9 protein-coding genes are annotated in these 12,264 nt (G+C 47.1%); 5 read left to right on the forward strand and 4 right to left on the reverse strand.

The genetic code is table 11. The features are described 5' to 3' along the window. The first annotated feature begins 251 nt into the window (after positions 1–251). Positions 252–923: a glutathione S-transferase gene (locus tag ACK5NH_RS06330; RefSeq protein WP_416918438.1), complete on the forward strand. Its 672-nt coding sequence runs from the start codon at positions 252–254 to the stop codon at positions 921–923. A 459-nt stretch (positions 924–1,382) separates the two neighbouring features. Here the strand turns inward: ACK5NH_RS06330 and ACK5NH_RS06335 are convergent, their stop codons facing one another. Beyond that, positions 1,383–3,140, reverse strand: a complete 1,758-nt coding sequence (locus ACK5NH_RS06335; protein WP_416918440.1) for a SulP family inorganic anion transporter — start codon at positions 3,138–3,140, stop codon at positions 1,383–1,385. A 192-nt stretch (positions 3,141–3,332) separates the two neighbouring features. Further along, on the reverse strand, positions 3,333–3,959 hold the full coding sequence (locus ACK5NH_RS06340; protein WP_416918442.1) for a LysE family translocator: 627 nt from the start codon (positions 3,957–3,959) through the stop codon (positions 3,333–3,335). Positions 3,960–4,051: 92 nt separating this feature from the next. Between ACK5NH_RS06340 and ACK5NH_RS06345 the strand changes: the two genes are divergently transcribed. After that, positions 4,052–5,410 carry a PLP-dependent aminotransferase family protein gene (locus ACK5NH_RS06345; protein ID WP_416918444.1) on the forward strand — a complete coding sequence of 453 codons (1,359 nt, stop codon included), beginning with the start codon at positions 4,052–4,054 and terminating at the stop codon, positions 5,408–5,410. A gap of 193 nt (positions 5,411–5,603) precedes the next feature. On the opposite strand, the gene ACK5NH_RS06350 is transcribed toward ACK5NH_RS06345, so the two are convergent. After that, positions 5,604–7,478 carry a choice-of-anchor I family protein gene (locus ACK5NH_RS06350; protein WP_416918446.1) on the reverse strand — a complete coding sequence of 625 codons (1,875 nt, stop codon included), beginning with the start codon at positions 7,476–7,478 and terminating at the stop codon, positions 5,604–5,606. A 492-nt stretch (positions 7,479–7,970) separates the two neighbouring features. Between ACK5NH_RS06350 and ACK5NH_RS06355 the strand changes: the two genes are divergently transcribed. The 3 genes from ACK5NH_RS06355 (at position 7,971) to ilvN (ending at position 11,874) form a co-directional block, all read left to right on the forward strand. Continuing rightward, positions 7,971–9,194, forward strand: a complete 1,224-nt coding sequence (locus ACK5NH_RS06355; protein ID WP_416918448.1) for a multidrug effflux MFS transporter — start codon at positions 7,971–7,973, stop codon at positions 9,192–9,194. 467 nt (positions 9,195–9,661) lie between these two features. Next, the gene (locus tag ACK5NH_RS06360) at positions 9,662–11,380 is read left to right on the forward strand and encodes an acetolactate synthase 3 large subunit (protein WP_088211645.1); all 1,719 of its coding nucleotides are present in this window, start codon (positions 9,662–9,664) and stop codon (positions 11,378–11,380) included. Then, on the forward strand, positions 11,380–11,874 hold the full coding sequence (ilvN, locus tag ACK5NH_RS06365) for an acetolactate synthase small subunit (RefSeq protein WP_011622520.1): 495 nt from the start codon (positions 11,380–11,382) through the stop codon (positions 11,872–11,874). The genes ACK5NH_RS06360 and ilvN overlap by 1 nt, the downstream gene beginning before the upstream one ends. Before the next feature lie 111 nt (positions 11,875–11,985). Here ilvN and ACK5NH_RS06370 read toward each other — a convergent pair. Next, positions 11,986–12,264, reverse strand: a 279-nt coding sequence (locus ACK5NH_RS06370; protein ID WP_416918450.1) for an Hsp20 family protein, incomplete at its 5' end; no start/stop codon positions are given.

A 12,264-nucleotide genomic window follows, 5' to 3' on the forward strand; every position in this document is an offset into this window, starting at 1 on the left:
AAACTTAATTTCCAGTGCATAAACCCAATAATAACCCTAAGCCTAAGCCGGATCGCAAAAATAGGCCGAAATTCTACCTGAGTCACAACCGGATAAACACAGACAAAAACCAAGGTCATTGTTTATTTACAGGGCAAACAGTGGATAAATCAGTAATAGACGCAGTATTTCTGTTTTAAAGTCACTACTATTCCGACTTTTAACCCATAGCCGTGGCGAAATGACTTTTATTGCCTTAAGGAACTGACACTATGCTCTTACCCATACTCTACAGTTTTCGCCGATGTCCCTATGCCATGCGCGCTCGCCTTGGCCTATTGCTCGGCCAATGCCAAGTAGAAATGCGGGAAATTACCCTTAAAGCTAAACCCTCGGAGATGTTAGCGATTTCCCCTAAAGGCACTGTGCCCGTTTTACAACTTCCCAATGGAGAAGTGATTGCCGAGAGCTTAGATATTATGCGCTGGGCACTGACTAAGGCTGACTCGCCAGCCGCGCGGCAATTACTCGGGGAGACTGTGTCTGAGCAAGCTCTTATCGCTGAGCTAATCGCACAGAACGACCTTGAATTCAAACCTTGGCTGGATAAGTACAAGTATGCTGACCGCCATCCTGAGTATTCACAGGCGGATTATTTCGACAAGGCCAGTGCTTTTTTAAAACATCTCGAAGCGAACCTTAACCAGCATCCCTATCTCACGGGTCCAGCGTTAAGCCTTGCGGATTTCGCCATTGTGCCTTTTATCCGCCAATTAAATGCCGTTGATCTCAAACGGGATCTGAGCGTTGACTTTCCCCAGCTGATGAGTTGGTTAACTACGCTAACAAACAGCGAAATATTTCTGCGAGCAATGGAGAAATATGTGATCTGGCAAGCTAGTAATGCCACAACTTACTTGTTAGACACTTCTATAAGTGAATAAGAATTAACGTTTATTTTTGATATACCCAATAGCAATCGGTAAAATATTCGCGTAAAGTACGTAGCACTTAAGCAAAATAACTTAAGCATTTTTAACATTTTATGCTAAATCATCATGATGAATGACAGGGACCAAGGACTTGGACAATACGGACATTATAATCATTGCGATGCTAATAGGATTAAGCCTACTACATTGCCTCTTCGCTCGTAGAGTATTTAAGAGTCAGGCCAAGCTCAGCACCAATGAAAAATGGTTTTGGTGTTTACTCAGCTTATTTTTAGGGCCTATAGGCTACTACGCCTACCAAGGTTTTATTCCCCTCGATAAATTACAGAAAGACTAGTGTTATTCTAAATAACTGCGGGGTCTAAAATAACTATTTCGACTCCTATAACAGAGATAAAAAGCGCGGTCCATGCCGCGCTTTGTCATTACTCTCGGAGCCAAAATGCTCAATTACAAATGACTGTGTAGTAGCACATCATCCTCGGGTGCTTTTTTGATCACCGGCGCTTGTCCTTCGGCTAACGCTTGCTTGTAGCTCTGGTTCATTTTCAGCGCCAGATATAAATCGGGCCGGATCAAAATGCCGCCCTCGCCCGATTGCATTCCAGCCTGTTCAAACCAACCGAGCATCTGCCGCTTACGCCCAGCTAACACTAAGCGTATGCCGCGTTTCTTCAACAATTGGTGCAAATCTGCAAGCATGGCCATCACACTCAAATCTAAGTGGGTAAAACACGGCACAGCATCTATGATGATGCAATCTACAGGCTCTGGCTCACGGATAAACTTCTCCAGTAAGCGGCGTTTAAAGTAAGTGGCGTTAAAGTAGGTTAAGGGTGAGTTGAAGCGATAGATAAATACCCCGGGTACAGATTTAGCCTTACCCGAATCATCCACACTGCGAATAACTCCTTTTTGATCAAGGCCGAGCACTTGGTCGGTTGGACGCATCACGGTCGCTAAAAACTGGAATAAACCCAGTAATACCGCCAAGGTGATCCCTGGAATAACCCCAATAAATAACACCGAAAACAAAGTTGTACAGGCGAGTAAAAAGGCCGAGCGGTCCCTCACCCGTAAATTCCACAACGCCTTTAAATCAATCAGCGAAATTGAGGCAATCACCAACACCACCCCAAGTGCAGAACTGGGGATATATTTCAGTGGCGCGGTAAAAAACAGTGCGACTAATGCAATTAATACCGCCGCGATGATGGAGACTAGCTGGCTCTTACCGCCGTTTGCGTCGTTAACCGCTGTGCGCGAATCGGCGCCGCTGACCGCAAAACCTTGGGATAAGGCTGAGGCGATGTTGGCAATACCTAGTGCACGAAACTCTTTATCCGCATCAATATCATAGCCATTTTTCGCCGCAAAACTGCGCGCTGTCAGCATCATGCTCACAAAGCTCACCATCGCTAAGTTGAGAGCGGGCACCACCAGTTCGCGGGCAATGCCGAGATCGAAAGCTGGCGCTTGGAACGAAGGTAAACCTGCGCTCACCTCTCCCACCACATTGATATCGAAACTGGTTAAGTTAAAAGCCCATACTAAAAATGCCGCCATCGCCATCGCGCACATAGAGGCAGGCCACTGTGGACGATAACGTTTCACTAGAGCATAGGTTGCTAAGGTAACAACCCCCATCAGTAACGTGGGCCAGTGGGTTTTGGTTAAATAGGAAGGCGCACTGGTTAATCGCTCAATCAAGTAACGCTCATCAAAGGTGAAACCAAAAATTTTCGAGAATTGACCGACGATAATAGTGATCGCCACCCCGTTGAGTAGCCCCATCAGGATCGGTTTTGACAGAAAGTCTGCTAATACCCCAAGTCGGAAACGACTGGCGATTAAGCACCAAAAACCGGTCATCGCCGTCATGGTCATCACCAGTTGCCAGTGCTTCATGCTGTCACCCGCGGCAAGGGGTGTCACCACGGCGGCAATCACGGCGCAGGTCGCGGCATCGGGGCCAACAATTAATTGTCTAGAAGTGCCAAACAGTGCATACACCAACATGGGCAGCACACAGGAATATAAACCAACAGCGGCATTGACCCCGGTCAATTGGGCATAGGCGATGGCGACGGGTAAAGCAACCGCCGCCACGGATAATCCCGCCCTCACATCATCCCTGAGCCATTGCTTCTCATACTGCAGCATCTGCGCCAAACCAGGCATTAACGACACTAAACTGGGAAACTTCACGCAGTAACCTCCATATACTCACTCCCAAGTTAATCACTAACTTGCGGTGGCTAAGTATAACTAAGCCTCAATGGGATCCCAAAAGGCCGTTACCTAAAAAGCCACCAATAGTATGTTGGTTATGGCATAAAGCCAATCCTTACGCGAGTCAGTATCACAGAATATTTAAGCTTTTAGCGCAATTAGGTCACTTCATCGCAGGACCAAAGGTAACGACACTAACAATAAGCTGCCCATAAACCAGTTAAAGTTGCGTCGGCGTTTATCCGTATTCAGCTTTTTACTGATTGCTGCGCCCACAAACACCCAAGTAAAAGACGCCGGAAACCCCACCAGATTGAACACCAGCACACCCAATATCGCGCTGAACCAAAAGCCATCGCCACCTAAAGTAAACGCACTGCAAAGGGTAATAGTCGACATCCAAGATTTGGGATTAATCCACTGAAACAGCGCCGCCTCCATTAAACTCATTGGCTTACGCCCTTCATCCAAATGCGCCGCCTTAACGGGAGAGGTCACTAATCGATAGGCAAGATGCAGTAAATACAGCAATGCAGCATATTTTAGCACTTGGTGCAACACAGGAAACGCCTCGAACAAGGCGCCAAGGCCGAGTAACACCGAAAGATGCAAAGAAGTCGAGCCTAAGCGGATCCCCGCAATATGCGGAATGGTGCGCATCACCCCGAAATGGGCACCTGAGCTGGCGAGTAAAATATTATTCGGCCCGGGAGTCATGGTCATGGTTGCACAAAAGAGTGCTGCTGAGGCCATTAATGTCCAGAGTTGTGGATCATTGACAAGTTGAATATCCATAAACACCTTAAATTGCACGCATACAATATTTGACAATAAACTAGACAATTAATAATATAGATAGCCTAATGGAGATCAATGGATTTATTGTCATGGGTACAATTTGGGCGCCAGTTCTAGAGGCATTTACAGGTCCTAAATATCAACGTCTGGTCAGTGCGATCGAGCAAGGCATTTTGCGCAAAGATCTGCCCCATGGCACTAAACTCCCACCTCAAAGGCGCTTAGCCGATGCCCTTGGAGTCACCATAGGCACAGTCACGCGGGCTTATGCTCTTGCGGAGCAGCGCGGCTATGTGGAGGCGCGCATCGGTGATGGAACTTACGTCAACGCCTCCCACGTGCCAGAGCTTACGAATTTGCAGCTCAATATGGCCACTTGTCAGCAGCCGTTGACGGATCAAATAAGTACTCTGAGTGATTGCCTAAGCGAACTGGCAAAGGATCCGGCTAAGCTGAGTCAGCTACTCGGTTATCGGGGCAGTCCCTTAGATCAGCACCAACAGATATTTCACCACTGGCTTATGCAACGGGGAATTGAGCAACGGCCGGAGCAATTGATCTTTACCCATGGTGGTCAGCAAGCTATTTTTGCCTCTCTCAATGCCTTCCTAACCAAGGGTGAGGTGTTACTGCACGAGCAGTACAGTTATCCTGGGGTGCGAATTTGCGCAAAACAATTAGGCATCAATAGCCTAGGCGTGCCATTAACCTCAGACGGAGTGGATCTAACAAGATTCGAAGCCTTAGTTCAGATCCATCAACCCAAGCTGGTGTATTTGACCCTCAACAATCAAAACCCCACCTGTATTCAATACAGTGAGCAACAGAGAGAAAAACTGCTAGCACTCGCAGAGCAGTATCAGTTTTATATCATTGAAGATGATGTGAATTACTGCCTCCCCGAGGAATGGCATCCACCGCTGTGGCAATTAGCACAGTCGCTGAATATACCGAGGGTGATTTATATTTCGAGCCTTTCTAAGCAGTTTTCAGGGGGCTTAAGGCAAGGTTTTATCCTTGTGCCCGAGCCGCTTATCGCCCCACTGCGACTCGCCATTCACAGCCAATGCTGGATGGTTTCCCCCCTCAATGTGGAACTCGCCTGTCAGTTAATCAAGCGCGGGCAAATTACCGCCAATCGCGATGCCATAATTCGCGAGCGTCAGCAGCAGTGTATGGCGCTGGGCGATAAACTCGGTTTGAGCCAACGCTGGCGTGGTTTAAATGGCTGGATTCAGTTACCCGAAGATATTAAAGCCCATCATCTGGTAACCGCCTTAGCGGCGAAAGGCGTGCTTATCCGCAATGGTGATGACTTTAACTGCCATGATAACTTTATTCGTTTGAGTCTAGGCGGCGCCGAAAACGAAACCCAATTCCAGCTTGCGCTCGAATGTATCGAATCGACCTTTAATGCCCTAAAGCAACATGCCTATTCGGTTGTTTAACGTTTAATTTTTATAGCGTTTTGAAAGATAAAAATAAAAACGCCAGAGTAATCATACTCTGGCATTTTTGGAGTATTTAATCACAAGCATTTCAAATATGGATACTTAAGATTAAGGGCTATGAGTTGCGTAAAGCATTAAGTTAGCTTGGCTTTACTTGCTCAGATTGCGGCACTTTTAATCCCGTTCCTGACTATTGCACCTTTATCTGATACACGCTGGTTGTCCCATTGACTTCATTACCAATGATCAACAGAGGCTGACCATTAGGACTCTTCTCGGCACTCACAAACTTCATGCCTTCTGGCCCTAAATCTCCGGCTAAACTGGCATCGCCTTTCACTTCGCCTGTATCTGTATCTATGCTGAAATCCGCCTCAAAATCACGGTTTACCACATAATCCACAAAATGCACGTCGAAGGGATTCGTCACGTCGTAGATCATAAAGCCTGAGGTACGTTCAAGCCCGATAAAGGCATAGAGTTTTTGACCAATTTTGCCTAAAGCTAAGGCTTCTGGCTCAGGACCTTTATCGTCACTGCGACTATCGCCTTTGTTTTCTTCATTGTTATTGTTGAAGTTATTGCCTAACAAGGCTGCGGTGATCCGCTCAAAATCGCTACCACTGTCAAACACCTGTTGACCATCGGCCGTCCAGATTGAGAAGGAGCGCGCGCCGAAGCTCACGATTTTGTCGTAATCGCCGTCGTTATCGTCATCACCCATACTCTTAGTCACTTTCAAACGGGCTAGTTGGGTCTTATCTTTTGCGGCGGCAAATTGTGGATGATTAGGATCTAAGGTTAAGTCACCGGCGCGGGCTTCCTCCGAAAACCCAGCATAATCGCGAGAATCCCCTTCGTTTGCGGTGATAATAAAGTCAGTATTATTCCAACGGTAACTCGCTACGGTATCGGGTTGATACATACCATACACACCCGCATAGGCCTGAAGGTTGACCATATCGTCCTTGTCACTTGCATCAATTTTATTCACATCAAGACCATAATCCTTCAGCCCTAAGGGTAAAATCTTCGCTACTTTCGCATTGGCGATATCAATCACCGCGATGGCATTGTTCTCCTGCAGGCTCACAAAAGCACGGCTGTTATCGGGGCTGACACTGATATACTCAGGCTCTAAGTCCTGCGCGACAGTGGCCATAGGACCATTGATTTTAATGTCCTTAGTGATTTCATTATATCGAGCATTGCCTTGATTAAACTCGGTGAATGTCACTAGGGTCGCCGTTGCTGCGGGTTTACCATCCGCAATGGCGATAATCGCCACACTGCCCTCAGGGTCGATACTATAGTCTTGATTTGGTTCGCCTTCATTCGCTACGAGTACCTTTTTGCCATCATGACTAAAGACGACGTTATCCGGTAATGCACCGACTTCAACCGCGCTGAGATACTGCGGCGTCTCATTGCCATTGAGTTGGTAGAAAGCCACATAGCCATTGGCTTGAGTCTTATTGCCTGCTGCATCGCCGCGCTCAATGGCCGCCGCTAACAAGTTACCAGAAATACTGACACTGTTAACGCTGCCCATAAAACTCAAGCCGACATCTTTGGCGACATCCAGCTCAGCTAGCTTATCAAGATTATTCAAGGCTAATGGCGCAGTTGCCTTAGCCGCGTTGCTGAGCAAGTTAGCATCGATAATGTCGACCTTACCGCTTTTCGCATTAACCACAAAAATTCGCTGAGAAGCACTGTGGTATTCAACAATTTCAGCAGCGCTCAGGCCATAAGTGCCCGTTTGATGACGGCCAATCAGCTCCGCCGACACTCCCGCAGATTGGGGTTGGCAAATAAATTGGGTTTGCGCCGCATCGATTTCAGTTTCTTCCAACTGGCCATTACGATTCGCATCAAGCCCAGTATCGATGCGTTGACCACCGGCAGGACAGTTCACATCACCTATGGCGAGTGCAGTCACGTTCACTAATGAATTTAAGCCGTTATCTCCCTGCTCACCATTGGTACCGTCATCACCATTACAGGCACCAAGGAGTAAACTTGCCAGTATCGCACCGGCCAGCGGCAGTCGTTTTGTGTTCATTGCATCATTCCTGAATGTGTTGTTATTAGTCGTAGGGTTAAGCTAAAGCCCATTAAACTAATCCGCATTCAAGACGGTTAGATGACATACAGATGACACTGGAGTGACAATCTCAGTCGAATGAATGACGCTAAAGCGTGCATGAGTACATCAATGCAATACAAGGACATAAATTCCATTTTGGTTACAATTTAAGTGTAAAGATACCGTCATCGAGATTGGCTTATTTGCCTGAGCGTTTTACTATGTTATGGCTTAATATCCTTAGACTCGATACAAAGCCGAGGACTTAAATCAACTGTGCCTATGACGGTTGAGAGACTCTTCGCCGGCCACTCATTTCTTCCCTATACTCCTCCAATGTTCATGGCGAAATTACGCTATGGTAATTGAGGCAAAATGAGTCGCCATTAGGCAAAATTGTTACCCTACAATTTTGGTTTTCGAGTGCATAAAACTTAACATCGCCTTCTTTCGCCACCCGAGGTAACTGTGGACCCACAACCGTCAAGCTATCCGACTAAACCGAGCAGCATTCCCCACTTGGCACTGCTGATCCCTATGCTCGCCGCTATTGTTGCGATCACGCCGCTCGCGATCGACATGTATTTGCCCGCTATGGCAACACTTGCCCAGAGTTTTCATACCGATATCACCCTAGTCCAACAATCCTTGAGTGTTTACTTAGGAGGCTATGCCCTCGGCATGCTGTGTTTTGGCCCCCTTGCCGACCGTATTGGCCGTCGCCCTTTGGTAATAATGGGCCTCTCAGGCTTTATGTTAGTCAGCCTATTGCTCGGCTTAGCCGAGCAGATTGAAGTGTTTTTGGGCCTGCGCTTTTTACAAGCCTTTATCGGCGCAGCGGCCACTGTGGTTGTCCCTGGGTATATCAAAGAAGTCTATGGTGAAAACACGGCTAAGGGCATGTCTTATGTCAGTTTAATCATGATGTTAGCGCCATTATTAGCCCCAAGCATCGGTAGCCTTATCCTCGAGCTTGGTGAATGGCATTTGATCTTCTTTATCCAATCGGCCTATGCCATGTTGTTGCTGTTGTTGGTCATTACGCTGCTGAGAATGCCCAGCGATAAAGATCAGAGTAGCCGCAGTCAAAAATCCTTTTTAGGGGCTTACGCGACGGTGTTTTCACGTCCCGGCGTTAAATTAAATATTGCCAGCGGTGTACTCACCTCCTTTGCGTTTTTTTGTTATTTAACCGCATCGCCTTTTGTCTATATGGAGGTTTTCTCCTTAGATAAATCCTTATTTGCCCTACTCTTTAGTACCAATGTGGGCGCGCTGATGCTAGCAAATATTATCAATACCCGAATTGTGGGGCGTTATGGCTCGTTAAGAATGCTGCACGTATCGACCTTCTTCGGTGCGCTAGCGGCGGTAGGTTTACTGGGGGTGAATTTACTGGGGCTCAGTTATCACTTCACCGTGTTGATGCTTATCCCACTTATGGGCAGTCTTGGTATCATGTCGGTCAACGCCGATGCCATTGTTCTGATGAAATTTAAGCAGGAAACGGGCACGGCCACCGCGGTGATTGGCACCTTAAGATTTGGCTGCGGCGCCTTAGCTGGGCCATTACTCGCGCTGTTTTATAATGGCACCGCAGTGCCCTTCTCGGCATTAATGCTGACGGCGGTATTGTTGGTGGGATTCTGTCAATTTAACCGTTCGACTCATCAAGCTAAGCCGAAGGAGTGATGGCATCTTCATGCCACCTAAACCAAGCAATTATTGTTTGCCTCTCTTTTGTAGTTGATTTGTAACAAATTAAGCGTTTTCTAAATAAACGGCACTTAGGTTATATATAGTAGCTTGGGTGCCGTTTTTCATAGTAAACCAGCTAACCCATTCTAATTAAAGTAATTAAACAAAATGACCCCACACAAAAACTCCCGTTCCATGAGCGTTTATCGCACCTAAACATGAAATTGTTTCAAGTTGGTTATTTTTTACATAAAAGCCTTGAAATGTGTTCTTTTTTGAATATGATGAAATTCTGTTCATTGCAACAGCTGCTGCATCCAAAGGGATGAGCGCTTTAAATCGATGATTTCAAGCTCAGCAATCGGAGTCTGAATTACCCTTCAGGCTTATTTTTAGAGCGATTACCGTCGCTGTAACAAGATACTGTTTACCGTAACGGTACTATGCAATAGGAGTTTCACATGGAGAAGTTATCCGGCGCCAGCATGATTGTGCGATCCCTTATCGATGAAGGTGTAAAGCACATATTTGGTTATCCTGGCGGCTCAGTGTTAGATATCTACGACGCCCTGCACCTTATCCCCGGTATTGAACATATTCTGGTTCGTCACGAACAAGCCGCCGTGCATATGGCCGATGGTTATGCCCGTGCCACGGGTAAAGTGGGCGTGGTACTCGTGACCTCAGGCCCGGGTGCCACCAATGCCATAACCGGCATCGCCACAGCCTATATGGATTCAATTCCATTAGTGGTGTTATCTGGCCAAGTACCGAGCAATTTAATCGGTAACGATGCGTTCCAAGAATGCGACATGATTGGGATTTCACGCCCAGTCGTCAAACACAGCTTTTTAGTACAAGATCCTACTCAAATACCTGAGATCATTAAAAAAGCCTTTTATATTGCCTCCACAGGTCGCCCCGGCCCCGTGGTTGTCGACTTGCCAAAGGATTGCCTCAATCCAGCATTACTGCACGACTATATTTACCCCGAGAGCATTAAAATGCGCTCCTATAATCCAACGACATCGGGTCATAAGGGTCAAATTCGCCGTGGATTACAGGCATTACTCGCCGCGAAAAAACCTGTGCTCTATGTGGGTGGCGGCGCCATTATCTCAAGCAGTGAAAAGCAGATCTTAGCCCTAGCGGAAAAATTAAATATCCCCGTTGTCAGCACCTTAATGGGGCTTGGCGCCTTTCCTGGCACCCATAAAAACAGCTTAGGTATGCTGGGGATGCACGGTCGCTATGAAGCCAATATGACCATGCATAACTGCGATCTTATCTTCGGGATTGGCGTGCGTTTCGATGACAGAACTACCAACAACATCGAAAAATACTGCCCTAATGCCACTATTTTGCATATCGATATCGACCCTTCATCGATTTCAAAAACCGTACGAGTGGATATCCCCATCGTTGGCTCGGCCGATATCGTACTGGACAGCATGTTAGCCCTGCTCGAGGAGTCGAAGGAGAGCAACGATAGCGAGGCAATTAATCAATGGTGGCAAGAAATCACAGTGTGGCGTAACCGCAACTGCTTAGCATACGATAAGGAAAGCAACCGGATCAAACCACAGCAAGTGATTGAAACCCTTTACAAACTCACTAATGGTGAGGCCTATGTTGCCTCGGATGTGGGCCAGCATCAAATGTTTGCCGCGCTCTATTATCCCTTCGATAAACCTCGCCATTGGATTAACTCCGGCGGCCTTGGCACCATGGGCTTTGGTTTACCCGCTGCCATGGGAGTCAAAATGGCAATGCCTGACGAAACCGTTGTGTGCGTCACGGGCGATGGTTCGATTCAGATGAATATTCAAGAGCTTTCAACCGCTCTGCAATACGATACGCCGGTTAAAATTATCAACTTAAACAACCGTTTCCTCGGCATGGTGAAACAGTGGCAGGATATGATCTACTCGGGTCGCCATTCCCATTCCTATATGGATTCGGTACCCAACTTTGCCAAAATTGCCGAAGCCTATGGCCATGTTGGCATGACGATTAGCGATCCCGCTGAGCTTGAGTCTAAGATGGCCGAAGCCCTCGCCATGAAAGACAGACTGGTATTTATCGACATTATGGTGGATGAGACTGAGCACGTGTATCCCATGCTTATCCGCGGCGGCGCGATGAATGAAATGTGGTTAAGCAAAACGGAGAAATGCTAATGCGTCGAATTATATCTGTATTACTCGAAAACCAATCCGGCGCCCTATCCCGTGTTGTCGGCCTGTTTTCCCAACGCGGTTACAACATCGAAAGTTTAACTGTGGCACCAACCGATGATAACACCTTATCGCGCCTCAATATTACCGTGGTGGCTGACGAAAAAGTGTTAGAGCAAATCGAGAAACAACTGCACAAGTTAGTCGATGTGCTCAAGGTGTCGAATGTCACCGAATCGGCTTATATCGAGCGGGAGTTGGCACTGGTTAAAGTCCGCGCCCAAGGGGAATTACGGGAAGAAATTAAGCGCACCGCCGATATCTTCCGTGGGCAGATTGTCGATGTCACCGCAAATCTCTATACCATTCAATTGGTGGGCACGACCGAAAAACTCGATGCCTTTATTCACTCCATGGGTGAAGTGACCAAGGTGGTAGAAGTGTCTCGTTCTGGCGTTGTGGGCTTAGCCCGCGGCGAAAAAGCGATGAGAGCCTAATAGAGCATTAACGCATGCGAGCGCTTTGAAATAGCCAACTTTGGATTTTAATTAGCGAGATAACAATAAGGGGAGCACTAAGCTCCCCTTCTTTATCTGCGCGATGCAGAATTAGGACTGACCATCTAATAGGCGCGAGGTGGTGATTTCAATCTTGCGTGGTTTTAACGCTTCAGGGATCTCACGCACTAAATCAATGTTCAATAAACCATTCTCTAAACTGGCACCTAATACGGTCACATAATCCGCCAGTTGGAAGGTACGCTCAAACCCGCGCTCGGCAATACCTTGGTATAGGTATTTACGCTCTGTTTGGCTCTCGGCCTTATTGCCTTTAACCAGTAATTTCTCACCTTCGCTACTGATCTCAAGCTCTTCCATCGAGAACCC

It is taken from the genome of Shewanella sp. (assembly GCF_047975355.1).
Lineage (GTDB): Bacteria > Pseudomonadota > Gammaproteobacteria > Enterobacterales > Shewanellaceae > Shewanella.